Below are 25,122 nucleotides of genomic sequence, written 5' to 3'. Positions count from 1 at the left end.
GCCCGGCTTCGGCGCTAGTGTCGCCGTGACGTGAATCCAGCGGGACCGGGCACCTAAAGGACGATTCGCATGGCTGATCCAATCGACTTCACTGTGCGCGCCCAAGCGCCCACCCTGGACCATTACCGGCGTGGGTGGGTGCCGGCCCCCGACGTGGGCTTGGCCGGGATGTGGATCGGGGCGGTGGTCAGCGACGCGTCCGGACAGCAGTACTGGGGTCTGCGCGGCACCGACGACTTTCTGGCCGGGATGACCCACGTGGTGTCGCCCATCACCGGCTTCAAGAAGCTGGTGACGTCGTTCGAGGGGGATCCGCCGCACCTGTTCGATGAGTACTCGACGATCGACTGGTTCGAGCCGCTGGAGTACCAGGACAGCGGAGACAAGACGACCCTGGGCTTCTACAGCGGCCGAATCGAGCGTGATAGCAACGGCTTTCACTGGTATGACGCCAGCGGGCGCTGGGAGATGCACGGTCGACCGGTGTCCGACATCTTCACCGTTGGGGTGCCGTCCCAGGACGGCATCGAACACCAGGCCTGGTATCGCCACGAGCTGCTGGTCGCCGACGGGATCGTCGACGGTGTCGAGGTATCGGGCTACCTGCACCAGGACTACGCTTACGGCCCAACGGGTTTGGTGTATCCGGAACTGCCGATCGCGCGAAAGCTGCAGGGCATGTGGGTGTCGTGGCTACATGAGTACGACGACGGCGAGTGGGGTGGGGGCTGCTTCTGGCAAGGTCGCAGCGGGCGGGCATTCGGGCCCGGCTATCAATTCAAGGCCGATGTGACGACGGTCCACGACGACATCGTCGCAACACCGTCCTTCACCGCCGACGGCAAGTTGACCGTATTGGCGGCCTCGATCGGCTCGGACTCCTACACGTTCACCTTCGACACCGCGGGCAGCTACATCCACTTCTTCGGGCGCCTGACCGCAAGCTCGTCGGGCAAGCAGGTGGCACGTAGCTGGTGCTGGGTCGAGAATGCCGGTGACCTGCTCTCCCCGGAGCTCCTCGACTTCATGATGAAGCGCTTCGCACTGGCCCGGGGCCGCTCGTGACCGACGACGGCTGGCAAGACCTGGCGGCCGGGCTGGCCGCGGCGGGGCGGGCACTCGACGAGGCCACCGCCGGGCTCGACGACATCGATCGCACCGACGCCCGGCTTGCGTTGCTGCGGGCGGCGAACAATCTGCTGGGCCGCATCGAATCCGATCGCGACGCACCCGAACTCATGCCGTTCAACGGTTGGCGCCAGAAGTTCTTCATGGACAACCCGGACTACCGCTACTGGATCACCGATCTCCGCGACGACGGTCGCTACCGGATCACCGGCAACGTCGCGGACTCGGTGTACCAGTCGATCACCGTCTACGCCGGAACTGACATCGCTAAGACGACCGCGGTAGCGCGGGTGGACACCGACGGTCTGGAAGTGGACCCGGACGGCAACTTCGATATCACCTTGTGCCGCAACGACACCGGGGCCGGTGCGTGGCTGGCACTGCCGGAGGGCTCGACGTCGGTGTGGGTGCGTTACATCCACGATCGCGTGGACCCGGTGCACCCGGGATGGTGCCGGATCTCCGCCCTGGGATCCGGACCGGCAGGGCCGCAACCTGCTTCAGACCGTTTAGGCCGCGATCTGTCGCGGCTCGGTGCGTTTGTCACCCAACTACCACAGCTGCTCGGTTTCGCGGTCGACGCCGACCTCAAGGAGCCCAACAGTGTGCGGCACTGGTCGGCGATGGCGGGCGGGGCGGCGTTCACCGAACCGGGCATTCACTACCTGCGCGGGGCCTGGCAGTTGGAGCCGGATGAGGCACTGGTGGCGGAGGGCCCGTTGGTGACCTGCCGGCACTGGAACATCGTGCTGTACAACCGTTTCCTGAATTCGCTGGACTACCGCCACTCGGTGGTGACCCGCACCGCGGCCACCAGCTCGGTCACCGGCGGCACGTATCGCTTTGCGATCGCCGGCCGTGACCCACGCGCCGCCGGTTATGACTGGCTCGACACCGGAGGTCGACGATTCGGTTTGTTCGTCCTGCGATTCCTGCAGCCCGACGCCGAGCCGGGGCTTCCCACGCTCCGCCGGGTGCGGATCGACGAGCTCGGAGCCGGGCAATGACCTGGCGGCCGACGCCGCGGACGCCGGAGGCACTCGCCATCTACGCCGCCGCCGAACAGGACCGGGCGGCGCAGCCCGAGCGGTACCGCCTCGAGGTGGCAACGGTGGTCGAAAAGGCCAGTCGACGTTGCGATGCCAACGCGTTCGCCGACGGATGGCAGGCAGGATTGGAGACGTTGCTGGGATCGGCCGAGCACGAAGCCCGTCTCAATGCGGTCGGCGTCCGCATGGTGCAGCAGATGGCCGTCGGACGGCTGGTGGCGGGCGCCACGATCGCCCGGTACCGCGCAGATCACCCCGAAGTGGTTGCCACGCAACTTCTTCCGCCGATCGTCATCGTCGGCGGCTGGCGAACCGGGACGACGTTTCTGTTCCGGCTGCTGGGCAGCGACCCCCGCCTGCATGCGCCGCTGCCCGCCGAACTCGTCTCGCCGTGGTTGTTCGCCGGCGCCGAACGGCCCGCCGATCCCTACCCCACCGCCGGGGCCAGCCAGCTGCTGCACACGCTCAACCCGGACATGGCGTTCGTGCATCCGTCGGGTCCTGACCTGCCGGAGGAGTGCGTGCTGGGAATGGGCACCGACCTGCGCAACTGGGGTTTCACCTCGATGTTGCGGCTGCCGAGCTACGCGGCTTGGCTGGCCGGACAGAACCTCGGGCAGAGCTACCTGCGTTATCGGGAAGTGCTGCAGCTCAACGCGACCCACGACAGTCGTCGCTTCGTCCTCAAAGCGCCGGCGCACACCGCCGAACTGCGGCACCTGGTGGCCGCATTCCCGGGGGCGGTGGTGGTGCAGGTACACCGCGACATCGTCGAGACGCTGACGTCCGGATCGAGCTTGTTCGCGGTGTACCGCTCGACCTACAGCGACGATGTCGATGCCGTCGACGTCGCCCGTCAGCAGATCGACCAGAGCGAACTGTGGTTCCGCCGGGCCACGGATTTCCGCGCCTCCCCCGATGCCCGGGCGGCAACGTTCGTCGACTTCGACTACCGCGCGTTCATCGGCGATCCGGCGGCAGCCCTCAGAGTGATCTATCACGCCGCCGGCATGGAACCGCCGGCCGACCTGGCCGGGTTCGTCAACGCCTATCGTGCGGCAGACCGCGCCGAGGTGGCCCGCCACCGCTACGAACCGGCCGACTTCGGGATCGACGAGAACGAATTACGGGAGCGATTCGCATTCCTGTCCGAGCTGGCCGGTCGCTGACGTCAGCGGACAGCGAGCTCCAACCGATCCAGCCGCCGGGCCAGGATGCTGGGCAACCAGTTTCCGACATCGATTGCGTTTAAGAATTCGGTGCGACTCAACAGCATTCGCAGCACAACCCGAGCCTCCATCCGCGCCAGTGCCGCGCCGACGCAAAAGTGCGTCCCTCTGCCGAACGACACATGGCCCTTGCCGCCGGCGCGGTCGAGCCGGAATTCGTCCGGCGCATCGAACTGCGCGGCGTCCCGGTTGGCCGCACCCCACATCAGCAGCAGGTGTGAGTTTGCCGGCACGGCCACACCGCCGAGGGTCGTGTCGCGCCACACGTGCCGGTAGTGGCCCCGGAACGGTGGCTCGTAGCGCAACACCTCCTCGATGAAGGCGTTCAGCAGCTCTGGGTGCTCGCGGACCTGCCGCTGGATGTCAGGGCGTTCGGCGAGAATCCACACCGCGCTGCCGAGCAAGGCAGCGGTGGACTCGCCTGCCGCGCTGAACAGGGTGAGCATGATGCCCATCGCCACCGTCTGGTCCAGCTCGCCGGCGGCGTGACGTGCCGCCAGATCCGGGATCAGACCGGGTTCATTTGTGTCGCAGGCTTTTTCGAAGTGGTCCATCACGTAGCGGGAGAGCTCGAAGGCCGCGGCGCCGGCCGCGGCAAGCTGCTCCTGCGTCACGACACCATCCAGCAGCGTGGTGGTGGCGAAGCCCAGCCGGATGAGGTCGTCGACATCGGCATCGGGCAGGCCGAGCAGGTTGGCGACCACGAACATGGGAAGCCGATTGGCCATCGCGCTCATCCATTCGATACGCCCGTCGTGAAAATTCCGGTCCCACAAGCGATCGGCAAGCTGGTCGGTGAATCCCTCGATGACGCGGACGCGTTTGGCGGTCAAGTGTGGCAGCAGGATTTTGCGGTGCATCGCGTGCGCCGGATCGTCGGCGGTGGCCAGCGCGTGGCTGGGGCTACCCGCCTCGATCATCGGAAACGGGGTCACGGTTCCGTCTTTTTGGAACACCATGGTGGCGGAGAGGTTGGAGGAGAAGTCCTCGACGCGATTGACCGCATCGATCAGTGCCTCCCAGCCGCACACCGCGTAGAAGGCGGAGTCACCGATTTGGTGCACCGGGGCTTCGGCGCGCATCCGCTCGTAGAGGGGGTAGGGATTCTGCAACGCCGCCGGGCCGAAGAACGCGCCCGGGTCAGCCAGAACAGTCATCCGTACAGGTTGAGTGAGGTCGGCGCCGGCAGCAATAGTGGCGCGCGAAGTTGAAAACTGACCGGCAGGACGGTCCGGATACGGCTCCTCACCCGATCATCCCCAACAGCCGTTTCGGCGAGAAAAGCTCGTATAAAATTCTCATGGTGCGAAAAATTGGACGCTTTCTGTTGCCCCGCCCAACCGCCGCCGAGTGTCCGTGATGGCGGGTGCGGATTGGCTGCTGGGACGCAACCGGCACGACGCGGGTTCCGAACGGATTCTCGCCGCGGCCGCTGACCTCATCGGCCGGATGGGTTATGAAGCGTTCACCATCGAGGCGTTGGCTGCCAAGGTCCATTGCTCACCGGCAACGATCTACCGCCGGGCCGGCGGTAAGGCGGCGATTCGCGAGGGCGTCATCAGCATGCAAGCCAACCGCGTCCTGGAGACCGTGCGCGAAGCCATCGACGGCCGCACCGGCCGCGATCGCGTGGTAACCGCCACTATTGTTGCGCTGCAACGGCTGAGGTCCTATCCGCTGGTGCAGCTTCCCTCGACCCAGCTGCCGGTCGGCAGTGAATGGATCACCACGTCGCCGGTGATCGCTGCGTTCGCCGCCGAGATGCTCGGCGAACAGGACCCCGACCCGCTGGCCACCCAGTGGCTCATCCACGTCTTCATGTCGCTGTGGTACTGGCCGCTGAAGGATCCGGCGGCCGAACGCGCGATGGTGGAACGTTTTCTCGGGCAGTCCTACAACGAGCTGGGTTAGCCGCCGCGGTCGGTCAGTCGACCAACTCGCGCAACGTCTCGATCAGCTTCACCCGCTCACCCGAGGTTGCGGCCATCGGCATGACGTTGAGCGTGGTCACGCCGGCCGCGCGGTACGCCGCCACCCGATCCTTGACGAATTCCCTTGTGCCGATCAGGTTCACGTCGCGCACCAGCTCGTCTGGCACCGCCTTGGCAGCAGCCTCCTTGTCACCGGCCAGGTACAGCTCCTGGATCCGGTCGGCCTGCGCCGCGTAGCCGTACCTGGTGGCCAGGGTGTGATAGAAGTTCTTGCCCTTGGCGCCCATGCCCCCGATATAGAGGGCCAGGTGTGGCTTGACGAATTCGCGTAGCGACTCGACGTTTTCGCCGATCGCCAGCGCCGGCCCGGCGAACACCTCAAGCTGGCCCAGGGCGGGGTCACGCTTGGCTTGACCGGCGGCGAGCGCGTCGCCCCACACGTCTTGCGCCTTCTCCGGCAGGAAGAAGATCGGTTGCCAGCCCTCGGCAATCTCGGCGGCCAGCTCGACGTTCTTGGGTTCCAGCGCGGCGATCAGCACCGGAATACGTTCCCGGACAGGGTGATTGATCAACTTGAGCGGCTTTCCGAGGCCGGTTCCCCGCTCGGCGGGTAGCGGAATCGTGTAGTGGTCGCCCTGATATTGCACGGTGTCGCGCCGCCAGACCTGACGGCAGATCTCGACGACCTCGCGAGTCCGGGCGATCGGCGCGTCGTACGGCACGCCGTGGAAGCCCTCGATGACCTGCGGCCCGGAAGCGCCCAGCCCCAGGGTGAATCGGCCACCGGAGACGTAGTCGATGCCCGCCGCAGTCATGGCGGTCAGGGTGGGCGTGCGGGTGAAGAGCTGCAAGATGCCCGACGCCAAGCCGACCCGTTCGGTACTTGCGGCGAGGTAACCGAGCGCGCTCACCGCGTCGAACGAATAGGCCTCCGGGACGAATACGATGTCCAGGCCGGCCCGCTCGAGGTCGGCCACTTCGGCGGCCACCTCCTTGAAGCCACCCGCGTAGTTGATGGCCAGTCCGATTCGCATGATCAGGCTCCCAGGGTGGCGGCGATCTCGATCGCCTCCTGCTCGATCCGTCCGAACTGCGCGCCCATCGCTTCGGCAAGCGCCTTCGCGCCGGACAGCGGGCGAACCATCACCATCAGGTCGTCGATGAGGCCGTCGTCGTTGAAGTGCAGGAAGTCGCAGCCGGTGACGCGCACGCCCGGCACTCCAACCAACCCGGTCTCGAAGATCAGGGCGTGGTCGCGTCCGTTGCCGTCGCCGATTTCACGCACGTAGTGGAAGTCCTCGAAGACCCGCACCACGCCGCGCAGCAGCGCCGCAGTGATCGGCTTGCCGACATACGGCTTGAAAGCCACGGGGCTGGTGAAAACGATGTCGTCGGCCAGCAACGCCTCGATGGCCGCCGATTCGCCGGACTCGACCGCCTTGCGGAATGGGTGCTCAGAAGTCACAAGAAACCTCGCGTAGTCAACTCAATGAATAACAAGCTCAGACGCTAGAGGCCGACGGTCCATATGTCCATGCGGTAATAATCACTTTTTTGAATAGGTGCTTCGTTGTACGATCCCTGGATGTCGTTGCGCGATGCCGTGCTGGCCGCACTCCTGGAGGGTGAGTCCTCGGGATACGACCTGGCCAAGGACTTCGGTGCCTCGGTCGCCAACTTCTGGATGGCCACTCCGCAGCAGCTCTACCGCGAGCTCGATCGGCTCGCCGAGCAGGGTTTGATCCGAGCCCGCCTCGTCCAGCAGGATCGTCGCCCGAACAAGCGGATGTACTCCCTGACCGACGCCGGCCACCGCGCAATCGACGAGTTCACCGCGCGCCCGCCCAAACCCCTGGTGATGCGTGACGAGCTGCTGGTCAAGGTGCAGGCCGCCGACGCGGGCAGCACCATGGCCGTGCGCGAGTTCATCGCCGAACGCCTGGCGTGGTCCACCGCCAAGCTCGAACGCTACGAGCGGTTACGCACCCGCATCTTGGGCGACCGCACCGAAGAGGACCACCTGCAGCACGCCGAGCGAATCGGCCCCTATCTGACGTTGCTGCGCGGAATATCGTTCGAGCAGGAAAACGTGCGCTGGGCCGAGCGCGCGTTGACCATCTTGGATCGGCGCGTGTCAACACTGCGACAATGACAAACATGCCGCGGGTGGTGATCATCGGCGCCGGGCTCGCCGGCATCACCGCGCTGCACGTGTTCACCCAACGCAGCTTCACCGACGTCACGGTGCTGGAGAAGGCCTCCGACGTCGGGGGCGTCTGGCACTGGAACCGATACCCGGGCCTGACCTGCGACGTACCTTCCCAGATCTACCAATTCGGTTTCGCCCCCAAGCCGGACTGGTCTCACATCTGGGCGGACGGCGCCGACATCCAGCGTTACCACCGCGACGTGGTGGACACCCTCGGGCTGGGTGACCGGATCCGGCTGAATACCGAAGTCGTTGCCGCGCAATGGAACGAGCCCACCGCCCAATGGGTCCTGACCACGGCTGGCGGTGAGCAGATCGACGCCCACGTCGTGGTGTGTGCGACCGGTGTGCTGCACCATCCCGCCTTGCCCGACATCCCCGGTCTCGACGAATTCGCCGGGCCGGTGGTGCACACCGCACGGTGGGACCCCGAGATCGACACCGACGGCAAGCGCATCGCCGTCATCGGAACCGGATCCACCGGCGTACAGATCGTGTCCGCTCTGCAGCCCGACGCGCGGTCCATCGCGCATTACGTCCGGTCGCCACAATGGATCCTCTGGGCGCCGATGACGTTGCGGCAGAGCGCATTACTGGCTGCCGCACTCAAACGTCATCCCACTGCGCACGACCGGATGTATCAGGCGCTGCTCTGGGTTTCGGGAATCCTCGCCGACGTCACCACCCGTCCGTCCTGGCGGCGCCGCGCGGTGCAGGCCTACGCCCGGCTGTCCCTGCGGCTGCAGGTCCGCGACCGGCAGCTGCGGGACAAGCTAACCCCCGACTACCAGCCACTGTGCAAGCGGCAGGTGGTGTCCGGAACCTATTACCGTGCAATCCAATCCGAGAATGCCGAGCTGGTGACCGACCGCATCGTCGAGGTGACCCCCAGCGGGATCCGCACCGCGGACGGACGTCAGCGGCCGGCCGACGTCATCGTACTGGCCACCGGATTCCAGACGCACAACTACATGCGGCCGATTCAAATCACCGGCCGCGACGGCCTCACCATCGACAAGGCCTGGTCCGGCGGCCCGCGGGCCTACCGGATGACGGCGATTCCGGGCTTTCCCAACCTGTTCACGGTACTGGGTCCCAACTCTCCCACCGGATCGATCTCGCTGCAGTATTCGGCGGAACGAACCGCCCACTACATCGCGCAGTTCCTGGAGATGCTGCGCGACGGCGCGGCGACCTCGATCGAGGTGACCGAGGATGCCACCGACGAGTTCAATGCCGCTGTGGCAGAAGCGATGACGCCGACCGTCTGGAGCACCGGCTGCAACTCGTGGTACCTGACCGAGAACAACACCGTCGACCTCTGGCCGTATGACCGCAAGACGCTGACGGCCATGCTGGCCGAACCGGAGCCGGCCCACTTCGAGCTCCGCTGAATGCTGCCGGCCAGGTAGTGCGCGAGCACCGGCCGCAACCATTCGGTCAGCGTCGCGTCGTCCATCTCGATCCGGCCGGACGGCTACATCGCATCGGCCGGCGACCCGCGTGACCCGGATGGGCGGCCGCGCTCACCCGGTGGACCGGATCGGTACAGGCCGGGCACCAAGCTCACCAGGCGCGCCATCAGCCCCACTCGTGATTGAGCGCCTGGGCGTCCACGCGACCGGCCGAAGACCCACCCGTACGGCTTCGCACCCCCGACACCGCGATCAGCACGGCCACCGCCGCGGCCGTCACCGCCCCCAGGACGAACAGCGACACGAACGCCGACTCGGTGGGCATTCCTTGCCGTCCGTGAGACGCCGCGAGCACCCCCGCGACCATTGCCGCCGCAATCGAACTGCCGATCGTGCGGGCGATCGCGTTGATGCCGGTGGCAACCCCGGTCTCGTCGGGTCCTGCCTCGCTGACGACGACGGCAGGCAACGCACCGTAGGCCAGGCTGACGTAGACGTTCATACACACCCCCGCCACGATCACCTGCCACCTCGCGTCGTGGGCAATGGCCAGCAACGCGAACCCGAGCGCACCGACCACCGCCCCCGCGACCAGGACCGACTGCGCACCGAAGCGGTCGATGAAGCGGCCGCTGGCGGTGGCCATCACCATCCCGGCCAGCGCTCCGGGCAGCAGGAACACGACGCTGGAGTACAGCACCGTCGCCGAGAAGCCGTAACCCGCCGCCGCGCGCGACATCTGAACGAACTGCGTCAAGCCCAGGAACGAAATGTACAGGCCGACTCCGACAAGAACGGTCGACAAGTTCGTCAGCAGCATCGTCCGTCGGGTCAGCATCGCGGTGGACACCAGCGGGTGGCGCCGACGGCGTTCCCACTGCCACCACGCCACCAGGATGGCGAGTCCCGCCGATGCCACCACGATCGTGCGCGGGGCGAACCACCCCCAGTGACTGCCCTGTGTCACCACCAGGATCACGCCGGTGAGTCCAGCGGCCAGGCCCGCCGCGCCCAGCCAGTCGATGGAGCCGTCCCCCGCACCCGGCCGGCCGGGAACCAATGCGGCCACCGCACCGATGACCACCACGACGAACACCGTTGCCAGCCAGAACACCCGGTGGTAGCCCGCGTTGCCGGACATCAGCAGCCCCGTCACCACCAGCCCCATCCCGCCGCCGAACCCGAGCGTCGCCGAAAGCACCGCGAGCGCTCGCACCACCACCGGCTCGGGGAACTCGGCGCGCAGAATCGCTACACCAACCGGGTAGAGCGCAAACGAGGCGCCCTGCAACACCCGGCCGGCCACCAGCAGCGCAAGCGAGGTCGTCGCCGCGGCCAGCAACGACCCGGCCAGAACGACGCCCAGAACCGCCAGCAGCACGGCTCTCTTGCTGTAGCGGTCCGCCAACCGGCCCACCAGCGGGGTGGCGGCGGCGGCGCTGAGCAGATTGGCGGTGACAACCCAGCTCACCGCCGTCGGCGTGGCCTGCAGTTGGTGGGCGATCACGCCGAGCACGGGAACCACCGCGGTCTGCAGCACCGCGACGGTGAGCACCGCCAGGCACATCGCGGCGATCAGCGGCGCCGGACGACCCACACGTCCGGCCGACACCGGATCCGCGCGAGCATCAACACCGTCGACCACTTTCCCAACGTAAGGCCCGCCCGGAATCGCCCGGACCGCGGTCCCCCCGCGACCCGGCGCCGCCGGCAACGCAGGTCATGATGGCGGGGTGACCACCGACATCCGCGTGCTCGACGCCGAGGAAGATCTGATCGCCGCGTCGAACGTGTTTCGCACCGCCATGATCGGCTTCCCGCCGCTGAGCCTGCAGCCCGGCCAGATCACCACCCTGCTCGAACCCGGCCGTACCATCGGCGCGTTCGTCGACGGACGGCTCGTCGGCACCGCCGACGCCGTTTCCGGAGGGCTGACCCTGCCCGGTGGCGCCGTCGTAGAGCACGCCGCGGTGACCCACATCGGGGTGTTGCCGTCGTTCACCCGCCAGGGCATCGCCTCCGAGCTGGTGCAGCATCAACTGCGGGACTTCGCCGCCCGCGGTGAGGTGGTCGCGTCGCTACGGGCCTCGGAAGCGACGATCTACGAGCGCTACGGCTACGGCGTGGCCAGTTCGACCCAGAGCGTGGAGGTGGTGACGGCACGGGCGGCGCTGCGTGCCGGCGTCGGATCCGGCGGACCGGTGCGACTGCTCGATCCCGCCGAGGCTTGGGAAGTGTTGCCGCGCATCTACTCTCAGAATCGTCCGTCGCGGCCCGGCACCGTCGACCGGTCACCCGTGTGGTGGCGCAGCCTGCGCCTGCGCCACCAGGCGGCTCCGGGGCCTGCGTATGTGGCGGTGCACGGCGAACCCGGGGCCGAATCCGGCTTCGCCCGGTACCGCCCGATCAACACCGAGAGGTGGTTCGTCAGCGACCAGCGCACCATCGTGGTCGAGGACTTCTTTGCCCCCACCGCCGATGCGTACCTGGGCCTGCTGCGGTTTCTGTTCGGCCTGGATCTTATTGACCGAGTGGTGTTCTGGATGCTGCCGCTCGACGATCCGCTGCCCTTGCTGCTGCTCGATCGGCGCGCCGCGAAGGTGACCGCAGTCTACGACGAAACCTGGCTGCGCGTGGTCGATGTCCGTGCGGCACTGGCCGCTCGCCGGTACGCCGACGGCGACCGGATCACCATCGCGGTCAATGACCCGATCTTGCAGCATAATTCGGCGACCTACGCCGTCACGCCCGACGGCGCGGAACCGACCGACCAGCGCCCCCAGCTGCACGTCGACGCGGCCGGGCTCGCCGCGGTGCTACTGGGCGGCACGCCCTGGCAGGCGCTCGCCGTCGCCGGGCTGGCCCACGTCGGCGAACCCGCGGCACTGGTGGCCGCCGATCGGCTCTTCGCGGTGCCCCGCGCACCGCATGCCGGGTTTTTCTTCTAACGATGATCGTTATCGTCGGTGCCGGAATATGCGGGCTTGCAACGGCTTACGCGCTATCCCAACGTGGCGTCGATGTAGTGGTGTTGGAGCGCGGCGAACCGTTCGCCGAGCAGTCGGCGGGGCTGGCCCGGATCTTCCGGATCGCCCACCGGCGCCCGACGTTGTGCCGGCTCGCCCTCGAAGCCCGTGTCGGCTGGCGGCGATGGGAATCCGAGTTCGGCATCGGCCGCTTGTTGGGGACCGAGGGATTCGTCGCGGCGGGCGACTGCGACGACACCGCGGCAGCGATGACCGCCGCCGGAGCCACGTTTTCCCGGCTCGATCGGGACGGCATCACCGCGCGCATACCGTTCCTTCAAGCACCCTGGCAGACCGGGATTTTCGACCCTCTAGGCGGCAGCCTTTGGATCCGTCGGGCCTTGGTGGCCTTGTCGCGGCGGGTGACCATCCGGCGCGACGAGGTCATGTCGGTCGCCGACGACGGCTCAGCGGCGTTGTCGGACGGGACTTTCCTTCGTGCCGATCACATCCTGATCTGCGCCGGGGTACAGACGACGGCCCTGTTCGGCTCGCTCGGCATCGAGTTCGCGCCCCACACTCGTTTCACTTATCAAGGCGCCGATGCCGTTGGCGCCGCCTGCCTTTCGGCACCCGAGGGTTACGGACTGCCGGTCGGCAGCACTGGACTCTGGGCCTTCGGCCAGGATGTGCCGGATCCGGCGGTGGTGCAAACATTGTTCCCCTCGTTGACCCCGGTGAGCCGGGTCGACTGCGTCACCGCGAGCGCATCATGGCTCGACGCCGGCGGTGACGGTTGGCGGCTCACGCGCCGTGGCGCCGTGACCGCGTTCGTCGGCAGCAACCTGATGAAGTTCGGCCCCCTGCTGGGCGAACTGCTAGCCCAATCGGTGTTGAACGACGAACCATCGAGTGATCTGGTGAACATCTAGCGGTGTCCGGTCCAGCACGGTGTAGGCAGCCGGCCGCGGCAGTGTGTGCCAACCCACATCGGCGAAATTTGCCTCCTGCGTTGGTGAGTGATTACTCTCTCACCATGCCTGCCGAAGCTGCCCGCGGACGCGACCGGCTGTTGGCAGAGGCGTTGAAGTTGTTCGCTGCCAAGGGCTATGCGGCGACGTCGGTCGCCGACATTCAACGTGCTGCCGGCCTGGCACCGGGTTCGGGCGCGCTCTACAAGCACTTCGGCTCCAAGCGCGAACTGCTGGAAGCCGCGGTCGAGCACCGCATCAGCAGCGTCGTTGCCGCACGCGAGCAGTACGACGCAAGAGAACCCGAAAGCGTAGAACACGCGGTGCGCACCGCAGGAGAGCTGATCTGGAGCAACCTCAAACAGAGCGAAGACCTGCTCAAGGTCATGCTGCGCGAACCTGAGGAGCTCGGCGATCTCGACGAGAAAACCTGGCAGGTGATCACCGACAACGCCTACCAGCGGTTCGCCGACGAACTGGCCGCGTCCAATCGCTCCGGTCGCACCTGCATCCCCGATCCCGAAGCGGCCGCGGCCGCCGCCATCGGGTCATTGTCCTATGCGTCGACGCTGCAAGCGCTCACCGGGCGACTACCCGGCAACATCGACGAAGACCGCTATTTCGAAGCCTGGGTCAATCAGACGCTCAGTGTGCTCACACAATATAGAACTCCGAAAACGACGTCACGCCAACCTATTTCAGGAGATAACAGATGACATTCTCGATGCAGCTCTCCGACGATGTAATCGAGGTGCGCGACTGGGTGCACAAGTTCGCCGCCGACGTCATCCGCCCGGCGGCCGCCGAGTGGGACGAGCGCGAGGAAACGCCGTGGCCGGTCATCCAGGAGGCCGCCAAGGTAGGGCTGTATTCCCCGGACTTCTTCGCCCAGCAGGCCGCCGAAGAGACCGGACTGGGCATGCTCACCGCGTTCGAGGAGATGTTCTGGGGCGACGCCGGAATCGCGCTGTCCATCATGGGCACCGGACTGGCGGCGGCGGCGCTGGCGGGCAACGGGACACCCGAACAACTCGGCCAGTGGCTGCCCGAGATGTTCGGTACCGCGGCCGAACCCAAGCTCGGTGCATTCTGCTCGTCGGAGCCTGACGCCGGCTCCGACGTCGGCGGCATCCGCACCCGTGCCCGCTTCGACGAGGCCAGCAACGAGTGGGTGCTCAACGGCACCAAGACCTGGGCCACCAACGGCGGCATCGCCAACGTGCACATCGTGGTCGCTTCGGTCTATCCGGAGCTCGGCACCCGCGGCCAGGCCAGCTTCGTCATCGGACCGGACACCAAAGGCCTGGCTCAGGGGCAGAAGTTCAAAAAAGCACGGCATCCGTCGCACACCGCCGAGGTCGTGCTCGACAACGTGCGCCTGCCCGAGGACGCGATTCTCGGTGGCCGCGAGAAGTTCGAAAAGCGGATCGCGCGAGTGAAATCCGGCGCCTCGGCGGGCGGTCAGGCGGCCATGAAGACCTTCGAGCGCACCCGGCCCACCGTCGGCGCCATGGCCGTCGGCGTGGCCCGCGCCGCCTACGAGTACGCGCTCGACTATGCCTGCCAGCGTGAGCAATTCGGCCGCAAGATCGGTGAGTTCCAGGCCGTGGCGTTCAAGCTGGCCGACATGAAGAGCCGCATCGACGCGGCCCGGCTGCTGGTGTGGCGGGCAGGATGGATGGCGCGCAACAACCAGAACTTCGACTCCGCCGAGGGCTCGATGGCCAAACTGGTGGCCAGTGAGACGGCGGTCTACGTCACCGACGAAGCCATCCAGATTCTCGGCGGCAACGGCTACACCCGGGACTACCCCGTGGAGCGGATGCACCGCGACGCAAAGATTTTCACCATCTTCGAGGGCACCAGCGAGATTCAGCGTCTGGTGATCTCGCGGGCGCTGACGGGGCTGGCCATCCGCTGACCGCGGTCATGCCACCTGCCACGCGGCACCCTTGCGGCGTGCCGCCGTCGCAACCGGGACGGAGCCGTTGCCGACGACGCTGAGTCCGGCGAGGCGCCGCCAGGACCGGATGGCGTGCCGGGTCACCGCCACGATCCGGTCCGCTCCCCCGTCCAGGTTGGCCAACCGGTGGGCGCGTAAGGCGTTACCGGTCACCGCATCCAGCGTCTCCCACTTGTCGGTGTCGGCCAACGCCGTCGACTGGTATGCGGCCCGAACGGCGTAGCGCTGCGCCCCCGGGGCCATCGACGCGCTGATCTCGCGCGCGGCGCGGGCGGCGCCGTCCCAGACGGCGATGTCGGGCAGCTCACCCGGCGCCAGCGTGCGATGCAACTCCCCGATCCCGGAGATCACCTCGGCTGCGGCACCTCCGGCGTAGCGGATCACGCCCCAAGGCGGGCTCATCAACAGCTTGGACACCCAGGCACGGACGACGCGGTCGGCGACGGCTCCGTCACACGCGGTTCCCACGGTCAGCCAGCCCAGATCCAGGGCTATGACGGCGTCGTCCGGCGCCAGGTAGCCATCCGGCCCGGCGAGCTGGTCGTTGCACAAGTGTACGAACGCGGCCAGCGGGCGGGCCGAGGTCGCCGGGAAATCGGTGATCTGCTCGTCACCGTTGATGAACGAAATGACGTTCATGGCACAGCCTTTAGCCGATCCCGGCTGATGCGAGCCGCGCGCCAGTCGCAGCGGGTGGGTGATGCGATCGAGGTCCACGTGGCTAACCTTTCCGGGCAGGTCCTGGGCCGGCACCCATGATCCCACTCCGACGGTCGATATCGCAGCGACCGGCCGGCGCGGGCTTCAGCTTCGGTTGCCGAACTGCCATGATGACTTCCATGGCACTGCCTTGGGATTCGCACGACACTGATTCCATTGTCGGATCGATCGCCGTGCAGGACAGCGCGGCCGTCGCCGGGTCCGCGGCCGTCGGGGGAAGCGTCGCGGTCGCCGGCTCGACGACTGCGGCCGGGTCGATCGCGGTCGCCGGCTCGGTCGCGACCGCCGGCAGTATCGCGGTCGCGGCATCGGCGGCCACCGCGGGAAGCGTCGGGGTGATCACCAGTCTGCTCGCCTTGATATGTGTGGCCGTCCGCGACTGCGTGGCGTGCCTGGGCTGCATCGCGTGCCTCCGGTGTGTCGGATGCATTGCGTGCGTGCGCTGCACCGACTGTGTTGGATGTATCGGGTGCGTGAACTGCTCCGGACTGCGAAATGTGGTGGGGGCCAGGAACATCCATGTGGAGATAGCCAACTGAGCCGGCCCGCGCCGCAACTGTCCGCCGGGAGGCGGATCTGCGGCGGCGCTGTGTGGCTGATCGGGGTGGCCGGGTTCCTGCTACTCGAAGCGGCCGCCGCGCGCGGGTACCAACCCCACTACAGCTACGCCGACAACTACATCAGCGAACTCGGCGCCCACGGGCCGCTCACGTACCTGATGCACCTGGGGTTCTATCTGCAGGGCGTGGCCTATCTGCTGGGGGCGGTACTCGTTTCGGGGTCTTTCCGTCGCAGCACGACTCGCGTATTCCTGGCGCTGGCCGCGGCGAACGCCGTCGGCAACACCCTGGTGGGTGCGTTCCCCGGTGGAGGCTTACATGGCATAGGCGCGGCGCTGGCCCTGACCGCCGGTAACGCCGCCACGTTGGCAGGTTCCTCCGCGATAGCCCCGGCCCGCCGGCGCGGCGGCTACCGCGTCGTATCGAAAGTGATTGCCGTACTCGGGTTTATCTGCTTATCGGTATTCGCGGTCGGCGCAGCGGGCGGATCGATGCACATATCCGCAATCGGCGTCTGGGAACGCGGGTCGGTATATGCGATCTTCCTGTGGCAGCTATGGACCGTGTTGTGCCTGCAATCCAACCGGCCTGAGTGAGATAGGTCTCGACCGGGAATATCGGTTGGAGTTGCACTGTCTTTCCACCGGCGGACGCCGGAGGGCCACCAGGGAGGGAACGGACCGATGAAATCGAACGGGGTGTGCACCGACGCGCCTCCGCTTCGATCAGCACCGGAAGGCGAACAGCCTAGGCAGTCCCGCGGGAAGCCGGAGGTATTCGCCGGTGTGCTGGCTATTCTGCTGGCAACCGGCTGGGCCGCCAACCACTTTGCGGCCTTGATTCCGGCGATCAGCGACGCGCAACACCTCAGTGCGTCCCTGCTGGACGCGATATTCGGGATTTACGCGGTAGGTCTGCTGCCTGGCTTGCTGCTCGGTGGGCGCGCCTCGGATGCGTTCGGCCGCCCGTCGATCGCGCTGACGGGGGCGGCAACCGTCCTGGCCGGAACGATCCCGATGCTCTTGTCACAGCAGTCCGACGTGCTGCTGGCGGGACGCCTCGTCGTCGGTGTCGGAGTGGGCCTCGCCATGAGCTCGTGCACGGCGTGGGCTTCGGATCTGAACGGTCCGCCAGGCGCGGCCGTTGCCGGAGCGGTGTTGATTGCCGGATTCGCGGTGGGGCCTTTCGTCTCCGGTGTCATCACCGCTGTTTGCCCCTCCGCGATCGGGGTCTCGTTCGCAACGGCCGCCGGCCTGGTTGGGACGGCGATCGTCGTCGTCGCGCTGGCGCTGCGTCGTTCCGCATCGCCCGGACCGGTGCGCGGCCGCCCCGCCGGACCGGGCGAAGGCCAGAGCACCGGCCTGGCGCTGAGCTGGGCGATGCCGCTGGCACCGTGGGTGTTCGCCTCGGCGACACTCGCTTTCGTCACGATTCCCACTCGGATTCACACCGGGCTGGCCGCCACCATGGTGGCCGGGATTGCCGCTTTGATCACCAACGGAGTGAGCGGTATCAGTCAGTTGGTCGCCCGGGGGCGGCGGTGGGGTCCGCAAGCCGGGACCGCCGGTGCGTTGCTTGCCGCGCTCGGCTACGCCACTCTGGCCGCGGCACCGCCGAATATTCCCGTGGCTCTGGGATTGTCGCTGCTGGTGCTGCTCGGCTGTGCATCAGGACTGTGTCTTCGCGAAGGTCTCATCGACTTGGAAGCCGCAGCGCCACAACACAATCGGGGCGCGCTGACGGGCGCTTTCTACGCGGTGACCTACATTGGCTTCGGATTGCCGCTACTACTGACCGAGATCGGGTTGTCTGCTGCGTCGGCCGTGCTTGCCGTCCTGGCAGTGCTGGCGACGGTCGTCGCGGCCGGCCGGGCGCTGCGGCTACGCCGAAACCAGCACCGCCAAAGCTGATTTGGACGTTACCTGCCAAGATCGTCGTCAAGCTACGACCGGTCCGGAGCTTGGGCGAAAGCCGGACTGGGCGATGGCGATCGAAACGCCGTTGCCGATCGGGCCATCGCGGTCGACGAGTACCGTCGACCCGGTGGCTACGCCGTCTTCGCTGTAATGCGTAACCGAGGCCAGCCCGAGCTCGGATCCTCGCGGCAGCCGACTCAAGGTGAGGGTGTAGTCGACGTTGATGAACTGCAAACCCCTGCTGCCCCAGTTGGCGATCGAGGCGGTGATGTCGCCGGCCATCGCCGCCCGTGTGAAGGCGGTCATCGGTTCGGCGTCGAGCAGCGGTCGGGTTTCCTGCAGCCAGGTGTATTTCGGCCCCAGTTCGTCCGTCCAGCCGGGATCGGGATTCTGAATCTCGCTACCCCAGCCGTAGGTGCGGATGAACAACGACTGGACGTCGTCTCTTCCGGCAGGCAGCGCCGGCATTTGCACCGGCATCGACCACACCTCGCCATCCGGTTGTGGGCCACGCCTCAAGAACAGCGCGCTCGCCTGTGCCACAGTGTTGCCGTCCTGGGTGAGCACCGCCTCGATGAGTCTCAGCCGGCGGCGATCCTGCAGCACCCGGGTGTGCACCTCGATCGGCTGGAACACGGTGGGCCGGGGCAGGTCGACGGTCAAGCGCGCGGGGTGGAACTGCGGATCGTCGACGGCGCGTTCGGCCGCCCAGCCGAGCAGTCCACCGACGACGTGGCCACTGAGCGAGGGACCCCAGCCGCCTCGTGCGATTGCCGTTGGTACATAACTGTTTTCGTCGCGAACGAAGTACGGCGACGCCGCGTCGAGGCGCCGTCCTGCGGGTTGGCCTGCACAAAGTGTTTCTACAGCACCCGGTCGGCGGTGCTGCCGCGGGCCGCCGCAACCCGGTCAGGCGTCCCGGGCGGACCGCGCGGGAGCTCGGGTCGTTCGTCAAGATCCCACCGCACACATTGCTCACCGGGTTGCGCCACCAGACCGGAACCAGGACGACGGTCTGGTCAGCGAAGTCCTGCGGTTCAGCGGCGATCTGGTCGTCGAGGGCCACGGCACGTACCTGGTGCGCGGCTCAGATGCAGCTCAGCCTTGGTTGTCGGTGCCCCCTGTTTTGATGGGGTTATGTCTTCGTCGACCCTTGTTGAGCCTGTGGCGGTCACTCCTGCGCAGCGTTTGGAGGGGTTGTTTGAGGAGTTGGCGGAGCTGACCGGGCAGCGCAATGCCATCGATGGGCGGGTGGTGCAGATCGTGGCTGAGATCGAGCGTGAGGAGCTGTGGTCTGTCCCGTACCACCACCGGCTGCACCACCACGGCGTCATCACCCTGACCGGCCCCGCCCACACCGACCCTGCCCGCAGGATCGCTGGCCCGGACCCCCACCACTCCACCACCTGTGGTGAAACCCTGCATCGGAACCACCGGCGAACGCGCCAGCCGGTGGTGGTACCCACCCTTCCAACCCCAACCACCACCAGCGACAAACTAGGTGTCGCCGCCTATTTCCAGGCGAACAACGGCTGCTCGAGCTCGTCGACCGGGTCGTGCCGACCCTCCAGACCCAACCACCGCAGCTGCAGCAGCACCGCACCCGTGGGGGCGTGGATCAAGTCGTTGCCGAGCGGGATTTGGACGACAGGCCGCGGGCTCTCCGGGATCGTGATGAAACGCGGGGAATCCTCACGCAGCAACTGGTGCAAACCCACCCGGTAGACCGCCACCACCTCGTCGGGAGCGGGATGCAGTTCGACCCGGCCGCCACCCCACAGCACCACCGGGGTGATCACGTAACCTGACCGCGTCGGGTAGTCGTCGAGCAGGCCCAATACCGACGATTCGGAAAGCCTGACTCCAAGCTCCTCGTCCAATTCGCGCAACGCCGCATCGATCGCGGTCTCACCGGGATCGAGCCGGCCGCCCGGTAGAGCCCACTGCGCCGCGTGCGACGACAGCCGAGATGTTCGGCGGCACAACAGAAAAGAGGCGCCTCCTGCCACGTCGACCATATGGCCGTCCAGCCCGCCGGGCATCGGCCGATCGGCGATCCAATCATCCACCGGCGCCGGATCCACCCGGTCCTCACCCAACTCGGAGTCGACGAGCACCACCGCCACAGCCGCATGCCGCTTGGTGGGATCGGTCACCACGCGCCGGTCGTGCTGAGCCAACCGCGCTCGGATCTGCACGCGCAGCGCATCGTCGTAGCTGATCGTCACCATCCGACCATAGGCCCGACGGACGCCCGCGCCTCCGACCAGATAAGTCTGATACTCTAATAAGAGCACAATATATTTGTGTTTCATTCGATGGAGTGGGTGCAACGATGCGCGGCGAACCCGAACCGACCGCGCCGATTCCCAGGGCCGCGATCGAAGCCGCGCTGCGCGCATCCGAGGAGCTCGGCAAAGGCGTCGCCGACATTCCGGTCGCGGTAATCGCCCGGCACGCCGGGATGTCGCGCAGCACCTTGCTGCGCCGGTTGGGTGGTTCGCGCGCCACACTGGACGAGGCCGTCCGTAGCCGCGGCGTGGACCCCGGCGGCGTTCCGATCCGCATTCGCGCCACGGACGCAGCCGCGGCGCTCATCGAGGAAAACGGCTTGGCGGCAGCCACTTTGGAAGCTATCGCACTGCGCGCACATTGCTCAGTGCCCAGCCTTTACGCCAACTTCGGCACCCGCGACGGCCTGCTGCGTGCGGTCTTCGAGCGGCACAGTCCCGTCGCGGACCTCGAGGAATTCTTCGCCCGGCCGGCCGAAGGCGGCCTGCGCGATAGGGTACTGGGCCTCTACACCGTGCTGGCCCGTGCGCTGGCCCGGCGCCCGCGCGTGGTGCCCGCCATGTTCGCCGAAGTCTTCGCACGCCCGTCCAGCCCCGCCGTCAAAGCCCTTACCAGCCATGCCTTTCCGCGCATGCTGGGACTACTCGGCGGATGGCTGTCCGCCGAAGTCGCCGCGGGGCGCCTTCGTGATCTGCCGCTGCCGCTGCTGATTCAGCAACTCATGGCCCCGATGATGATTCACCTGTTCATGCGCCCACTGGCCGAGCGCACCGACCTCATCGACCTGCCCAACCTGGACGTGGTGTGCGAGGTATTCGCCGACGCGTTCGTCCGTGCCGCCGCAACCCGAGAGAAATGGAACGAGCCATGACGCCAACTGCAACGACGACCTGCGCGATCGCCGGCGGCGGACCAGCCGGCATGGTGCTGGGACTGCTGCTGGCCCGGGCCGGCATCGAGGTCACCGTGTTCGAGAAGCACGCCGACTTCCTGCGCGACTTCCGTGGCGACACCGTCCACCCGGTCACCCTGCGCCTGCTCGACGACCTCGGCTTGTTTCCCCGATTCGACGCACTGCGCCACAGCAAACTGGAAAAGGCGGCCTTCGACTTCGGTGGCCGCACCGTCACGGTCGTCGACTTCCGCCGGCTGCGGCAACCGCATCCATACATCGCACTGGTTCCGCAGTGGGACCTGCTCAATTTGCTGGCCGACGCAGGTCGAGCCGAGCCGTCGTTCACGCTGCGGATGAGCACCGAGGTGACCGGACTGCTCAAAGACGGGAACACGGTCACCGGTGTGCGCTACCGGGGTCCCGACGGCGACGGCGAACTTCGGGCCGATCTGACGGTCGCGTGCGATGGCCGTACCTCCGACGTGCGCCGCGAAGCCGGCCTGGTTCCCCGGGAATTCGCCGTACCGTTCGATGTGGGCTGGTTTCGGCTCGACGCCGTCGCCGAGATCAATTACCAACTGACACCGCGTGTTTCGCCGGGCCGGGCATTGATCCTCATCCCGCGCGAAGGATACTTCCAGGCGGGCTGCTTCCTACCTAAAGGCGGGGAGCAGCAGCTGCACGCCCGCGGACTGGATACCTTCCGTTCCGAGGTCGCCGAGCTCGTGCCCGAAGCGTCGGCGGACTCCCTGAAGTCCTGGGACGACGTCAAGATCCTCGACGTCCGGGTCAACCGGCTGCGTCGTTGGCACCGGCCCGGATTGCTGTGCATCGGAGACGCAGCCCACGCCATGTCGCCGGCCGGCGGGGTCGGCATCAATCTCGCCGTGGCCGACGCGGTGGCCGCCGCCGGCATTCTGGCCGCGCCGCTGGCCGCCCATCGGGTACGCGAATCCGACTTGGCCGCCGTGCAGCGCCGGCGCAACCTGCCGGCGGTCGTCACCCAGTCCATCCAGCTCCTGGCGCACCGGGCGCTGAGCAATATCGTGCTCAAGGGCGAGGTGCCGGAGTTATCTCCGCGGGCGCAGCGTGCGGTCGCCGCGGTGTTCGGCCGGTTTCCGGCGCTGTCGGCGGTGCCCGCCTACGCCGTCGGGGTTGGTCTACGGTCCGAACGTGCGCCGCAATTCGCGCGCAGGCCGCCCCAGTGAGGTTGCGCGGGGGGTACTTGGGTTGCGCGGGAAGGATATGCGGTGCGACGAGGTTGCACGCGGAATGCGTATTGGAGTCGTCTTACCGCAAACCGAACTCGGCGGAGATCCGGCCGCTATCCGTGCCTATGGTCAACGCGTCGAGGAACTGGGGTTCACCCACATCCTCGCCTACGACCATGTGCTGGGCGCCGACCCAACGGTGCACCAGGGCTGGCAGGGCCCGTACGACATCGACTCGACATTTCACGAGCCGTTCGTCGTCTTCGGTTATCTGGCCGCGATCACTTCGCTGGAGCTCGTCACCGGCGTCATAATCCTGCCGCAGCGGCAGACGGCGCTGGTGGCCAAGCAGGCGGCCGAGGTTGACTTGCTGACCGGCGGCAGGTTTCGGCTGGGCGTCGGATTAGGTTGGAATACAGTAGAATACGAGGCCCTCGGCGAGCGTTTCACCAACCGCGGCAGGCGCTCGGAGGAGCAGGTCGAATTGATGCGACAGCTCTGGACGCAACGAACGGTCACATTCGAAGGTCAGTATCACACGGTCACCGGCGCCGGCTTGGCGCCGCTGCCCACCCAGCAACCCATCCCGGTGTGGTTCGGTGCGGCCAGCGATCGCGCCTACGAGCGCGCCGGGCGGCTCGCGGACGGCTGGTTCCCGATGCTGGAGCCCGGGCCATCGCTCGACCAGGCGCGGGAACGGGTGGAGCGTGCCGCAGCGGCGGCCGGCCGGACCGCCGCGGACCTGGGGATGGAGGGCCGGGTCAGCTGGTCCGGCGACCGCGATAAGGCGGCCACCGACCTCGCCGCGTGGCAGGCCGCGGGTGCCACGCACGTCTCGGTGAACACCATGCGCGCCGGCTTGGTCGGCGTCGACGCCCATCTGAAGGCCCTGGAGCAGGTAGCCGCCGACCTGGCGTAACCCGGCCTAGTGTGGTTAGCCTTACCTAATATAGGCTACCGGGCATGGCCGCAGACTTCACGATCGTCATCGGGTACGGCAGCGACATGGGCAACGCCGAGGACGCCGCCCTGTCGTTCGCCGAGGCGCTCGAGGACGCAGTCGGCACCGGCGTCACCGCGATCGAACTCAACCAGATCGAGGTGGGCGACCTGCAGTCCGCCACCCATTTCGTGGTGGTCACCTCGACCTTCGGGGAAGGCGAATTCCCGGACAACGCAACACTATTCTGGGAGGCCATCAGCGCCGATGACGCCGACCGGCTCGAGCATCTGAAGTTCGCGGTGCTGGCGTTGGGCGACAGCGGCTACGAATTGTTCTGCAACGCCGGCCGATTGCTCGACGAGCGCCTCGCGACCCTGGGCGGAAGCCGACTGGCCGAACGCGTCGACATCGACGGTCCCTACGAGCAACCCGCCGCCGCGTGGACCGCCGACCTGGTCAAATTGCTGGCCTCCGAGGACGCCGGCACGGTGGTGTCCGGACCCGAGCCGCCAGTCTCGGAAGCCGTCGAGACGAGCCGACGCGACCGCAGCCATGCACCCGTCAGCGCGCGCCTGGTTGTCAACCGGGTACTCACCGCGCCGGGTTCGGACAAGGAAGTCCGCCACTATGAGCTGGACCTGACCGGATCTGAGATCGCTTACACCGCAGGCGATTCGCTGGCCGTGCACGCCACCAACGATCCCAGCCTGGTCAAAGCGATTCTCGCCGAACTCGGGGTCGGTGCCGATTACCCGGTTCTCGACGGCGACCAACCGCTCGGTGCGCTGCTCGGCGGGGCGCTGGAAATCCGGACACCGTCGCGGGCGCTGCGCACGCTGGCGGCCGCGCGCATACCGGACCTCGACGCGGCGGTCGCGCTCAGCGCTGATGCCGTCCCCATCCCCGGTTCGTGGTGGTACGGCAAGGATGTGCTCGACTTGATCCGGCTCGGCGGGCTGTCGGTGGACGACGTCCTCGACACCCTGCGTCCGCTGCAATTCCGCGACTACTCCATCGCTTCCAGCCCACTGGTCCACCCCGACCACATCCACCTGACGGTGGCCACCGTGCGCTATCACCTAGCCGATCGCGAGTACGGCGGGGTGGCGTCGACGTTTCTATCGGACCGCGGCGGCGAGGTGCAAGTCCACCTACGCCCCAACCACACATTCCGACTGCCCGCCGGCGACGTGCCGATCATCATGATCGGTCCCGGCACGGGCGTCGCCCCATTCCGCGCGTTTCTGCAAGAGCGCCAAGCAGCAGGCGCGACGGGACGGTCGTGGCTGTTCTTCGGGGATCGTCGACGCGCCACCAGCTTTCTCTACGGCGAGGAACTGGAGGGGTTCCGCGACTCGGGCACGCTGACCCGCCTGGACCTGGCGTTCTCCCGCGAGGGCCGTGCCGGCTGCCCGAAAATGTATGTGCAGCAACGTATGTGGGAGAACGCCATTGAACTCTTCGATTGGTTGCAAGACGGCGCACATGTTTACGTGTGCGGCGATGCCGAGCGGATGGCCAAGGACGTCGACGCGGCGCTGCACGGCATCGTGGCTCGGTGCGGCAATCTCGACACCGACGCGGCCCATGCGTATGTCAACCAATTGATCAAGGATCACCGCTACCTGCGCGACGTCTACTAGGCATGTGACGCGAGCAATATAGTTAGTGCCCTAACTAATGGCATACAATGAGTGGTATCCACCGTCACCGAGCCGCAGGAG

Annotated in this window: 24 protein-coding genes and 1 pseudogene; 18 read left to right on the top strand and 7 right to left on the bottom strand. The window is 67.1% G+C overall.

Annotated features, from left to right (window positions below; all coding sequences use genetic code 11):
- Positions 1-69: 69 nt before the first annotated feature.
- Genes L6444_RS01040 through L6444_RS01030 form a run of 3 tightly spaced genes read left to right on the top strand, consistent with a single transcriptional unit; the run spans position 70 to position 3,346 of the window.
- Positions 70-1,065, top strand: coding sequence for a hypothetical protein (locus tag L6444_RS01040; RefSeq protein ID WP_236979710.1), 996 nt, complete (start codon positions 70-72; stop codon positions 1,063-1,065).
- Positions 1,062-2,135 carry a DUF1214 domain-containing protein gene (locus tag L6444_RS01035; protein WP_236979708.1) on the top strand — a complete coding sequence of 358 codons (1,074 nt, stop codon included), beginning with the start codon at positions 1,062-1,064 and terminating at the stop codon, positions 2,133-2,135. The genes L6444_RS01040 and L6444_RS01035 overlap by 4 nt, the downstream gene beginning before the upstream one ends.
- Positions 2,132-3,346, top strand: a complete 1,215-nt coding sequence (locus L6444_RS01030) for a sulfotransferase family protein (RefSeq protein WP_236979706.1) — start codon at positions 2,132-2,134, stop codon at positions 3,344-3,346. The genes L6444_RS01035 and L6444_RS01030 overlap by 4 nt, the downstream gene beginning before the upstream one ends.
- 2 nt (positions 3,347-3,348) lie before the next feature.
- Here L6444_RS01030 and L6444_RS01025 read toward each other — a convergent pair whose 3' ends face one another.
- Positions 3,349-4,563 (bottom strand): cytochrome P450, encoded by a 1,215-nt coding sequence (locus L6444_RS01025; RefSeq protein WP_236979704.1) that lies wholly within the window; start codon positions 4,561-4,563, stop codon positions 3,349-3,351.
- Between the two features lie 202 nt (positions 4,564-4,765).
- On the opposite strand from L6444_RS01025, the gene L6444_RS01020 reads away from it, so the two are divergent.
- A complete protein-coding gene (locus L6444_RS01020; RefSeq protein WP_236984550.1) occupies positions 4,766-5,317 on the top strand; it encodes a TetR/AcrR family transcriptional regulator in 552 nt (183 codons plus the stop codon).
- A 13-nt stretch (positions 5,318-5,330) separates the two neighbouring features.
- Here L6444_RS01020 and L6444_RS01015 read toward each other — a convergent pair whose 3' ends face one another.
- Both L6444_RS01015 and L6444_RS01010 read right to left on the bottom strand, forming a co-directional pair.
- The gene (locus L6444_RS01015; RefSeq protein ID WP_236979702.1) at positions 5,331-6,371 is read right to left on the bottom strand and encodes an LLM class F420-dependent oxidoreductase; all 1,041 of its coding nucleotides are present in this window, start codon (positions 6,369-6,371) and stop codon (positions 5,331-5,333) included.
- A 2-nt stretch (positions 6,372-6,373) separates the two neighbouring features.
- The gene (locus L6444_RS01010; protein WP_236979700.1) at positions 6,374-6,802 is read right to left on the bottom strand and encodes a nuclear transport factor 2 family protein; all 429 of its coding nucleotides are present in this window, start codon (positions 6,800-6,802) and stop codon (positions 6,374-6,376) included.
- A gap of 120 nt (positions 6,803-6,922) precedes the next feature.
- Between L6444_RS01010 and L6444_RS01005 the strand changes: the two genes are divergently transcribed.
- Both L6444_RS01005 and L6444_RS01000 read left to right on the top strand, forming a co-directional pair.
- The gene (locus L6444_RS01005; RefSeq protein WP_236979698.1) at positions 6,923-7,489 is read left to right on the top strand and encodes a PadR family transcriptional regulator; all 567 of its coding nucleotides are present in this window, start codon (positions 6,923-6,925) and stop codon (positions 7,487-7,489) included.
- A complete protein-coding gene (locus tag L6444_RS01000; RefSeq protein ID WP_236979696.1) occupies positions 7,486-8,940 on the top strand; it encodes a flavin-containing monooxygenase in 1,455 nt (484 codons plus the stop codon). The genes L6444_RS01005 and L6444_RS01000 overlap by 4 nt, the downstream gene beginning before the upstream one ends.
- A 187-nt stretch (positions 8,941-9,127) precedes the next feature.
- On the opposite strand, the gene L6444_RS00995 is transcribed toward L6444_RS01000, so the two are convergent.
- A complete protein-coding gene (locus L6444_RS00995; protein WP_236984549.1) occupies positions 9,128-10,528 on the bottom strand; it encodes an MFS transporter in 1,401 nt (466 codons plus the stop codon).
- A gap of 166 nt (positions 10,529-10,694) precedes the next feature.
- Between L6444_RS00995 and L6444_RS00990 the strand changes: the two genes are divergently transcribed.
- From L6444_RS00990 to L6444_RS00975, 4 genes are all read left to right on the top strand, one after another.
- Complete coding sequence (locus tag L6444_RS00990) at positions 10,695-11,909, top strand: GNAT family N-acetyltransferase (protein ID WP_236979694.1); 1,215 nt, start codon at positions 10,695-10,697, stop codon at positions 11,907-11,909.
- A 2-nt stretch (positions 11,910-11,911) separates the two neighbouring features.
- Positions 11,912-12,859: an NAD(P)/FAD-dependent oxidoreductase gene (locus L6444_RS00985; RefSeq protein ID WP_236979693.1), complete on the top strand. Its 948-nt coding sequence runs from the start codon at positions 11,912-11,914 to the stop codon at positions 12,857-12,859.
- 104 nt (positions 12,860-12,963) lie between these two features.
- Positions 12,964-13,614 (top strand): TetR/AcrR family transcriptional regulator, encoded by a 651-nt coding sequence (locus L6444_RS00980; protein WP_236979691.1) that lies wholly within the window; start codon positions 12,964-12,966, stop codon positions 13,612-13,614.
- A complete protein-coding gene (locus L6444_RS00975; RefSeq protein WP_236979689.1) occupies positions 13,611-14,819 on the top strand; it encodes an acyl-CoA dehydrogenase family protein in 1,209 nt (402 codons plus the stop codon). The genes L6444_RS00980 and L6444_RS00975 overlap by 4 nt, the downstream gene beginning before the upstream one ends.
- A gap of 6 nt (positions 14,820-14,825) precedes the next feature.
- Here L6444_RS00975 and L6444_RS00970 read toward each other — a convergent pair whose 3' ends face one another.
- A complete protein-coding gene (locus L6444_RS00970; RefSeq protein ID WP_236979687.1) occupies positions 14,826-15,578 on the bottom strand; it encodes a hypothetical protein in 753 nt (250 codons plus the stop codon).
- 122 nt (positions 15,579-15,700) lie between these two features.
- Between L6444_RS00970 and L6444_RS00965 the strand changes: the two genes are divergently transcribed.
- From L6444_RS00965 to L6444_RS00955, 3 genes are all read left to right on the top strand, one after another.
- Complete coding sequence (locus L6444_RS00965; protein WP_236979685.1) at positions 15,701-16,120, top strand: hypothetical protein; 420 nt, start codon at positions 15,701-15,703, stop codon at positions 16,118-16,120.
- A gap of 50 nt (positions 16,121-16,170) precedes the next feature.
- A complete protein-coding gene (locus tag L6444_RS00960; protein ID WP_236979683.1) occupies positions 16,171-16,737 on the top strand; it encodes a DUF998 domain-containing protein in 567 nt (188 codons plus the stop codon).
- A gap of 189 nt (positions 16,738-16,926) precedes the next feature.
- Positions 16,927-18,051, top strand: a complete 1,125-nt coding sequence (locus tag L6444_RS00955; protein ID WP_236979681.1) for an MFS transporter — start codon at positions 16,927-16,929, stop codon at positions 18,049-18,051.
- 27 nt (positions 18,052-18,078) lie between these two features.
- Here the strand turns inward: L6444_RS00955 and L6444_RS00950 are convergent, their stop codons facing one another.
- Positions 18,079-18,828, bottom strand: a complete 750-nt coding sequence (locus L6444_RS00950) for a thioesterase family protein (protein WP_236984548.1) — start codon at positions 18,826-18,828, stop codon at positions 18,079-18,081.
- A gap of 366 nt (positions 18,829-19,194) precedes the next feature.
- Between L6444_RS00950 and L6444_RS30960 the strand changes: the two are divergent.
- Positions 19,195-19,356 (top strand): annotated as a pseudogene (locus tag L6444_RS30960) (hypothetical protein); the annotation flags it as partial.
- Between the two features lie 212 nt (positions 19,357-19,568).
- On the opposite strand, the gene L6444_RS00940 reads toward L6444_RS30960, so the two are convergent.
- On the bottom strand, positions 19,569-20,285 hold the full coding sequence (locus L6444_RS00940) for an NUDIX hydrolase (protein ID WP_236979679.1): 717 nt from the start codon (positions 20,283-20,285) through the stop codon (positions 19,569-19,571).
- A 137-nt stretch (positions 20,286-20,422) separates the two neighbouring features.
- Between L6444_RS00940 and L6444_RS00935 the strand changes: the two genes are divergently transcribed.
- The 4 genes from L6444_RS00935 to L6444_RS00920 all read left to right on the top strand — a co-directional run bounded on the left by L6444_RS00935 (position 20,423) and on the right by L6444_RS00920 (position 25,041).
- A complete protein-coding gene (locus L6444_RS00935) occupies positions 20,423-21,220 on the top strand; it encodes a TetR/AcrR family transcriptional regulator (RefSeq protein WP_370653135.1) in 798 nt (265 codons plus the stop codon).
- On the top strand, positions 21,217-22,452 hold the full coding sequence (locus L6444_RS00930; protein ID WP_236979675.1) for an FAD-dependent oxidoreductase: 1,236 nt from the start codon (positions 21,217-21,219) through the stop codon (positions 22,450-22,452). Before L6444_RS00935 ends, L6444_RS00930 begins: the two co-directional genes overlap by 4 nt.
- Positions 22,453-22,516: 64 nt before the next feature.
- Positions 22,517-23,374, top strand: a complete 858-nt coding sequence (locus L6444_RS00925) for an LLM class F420-dependent oxidoreductase (protein ID WP_236979668.1) — start codon at positions 22,517-22,519, stop codon at positions 23,372-23,374.
- A gap of 44 nt (positions 23,375-23,418) precedes the next feature.
- Positions 23,419-25,041, top strand: a complete 1,623-nt coding sequence (locus L6444_RS00920; RefSeq protein WP_236979666.1) for a diflavin oxidoreductase — start codon at positions 23,419-23,421, stop codon at positions 25,039-25,041.
- Positions 25,042-25,122 lie beyond the last annotated feature (81 nt).

It is taken from the genome of Mycobacterium kiyosense (genome assembly GCA_021654635.1).
Classification (GTDB): domain Bacteria; phylum Actinomycetota; class Actinomycetes; order Mycobacteriales; family Mycobacteriaceae; genus Mycobacterium; species Mycobacterium kiyosense.
Note: the sequence above shows the minus strand (reverse complement) of the source record. Positions and strands in the feature narration are given on the sequence as shown.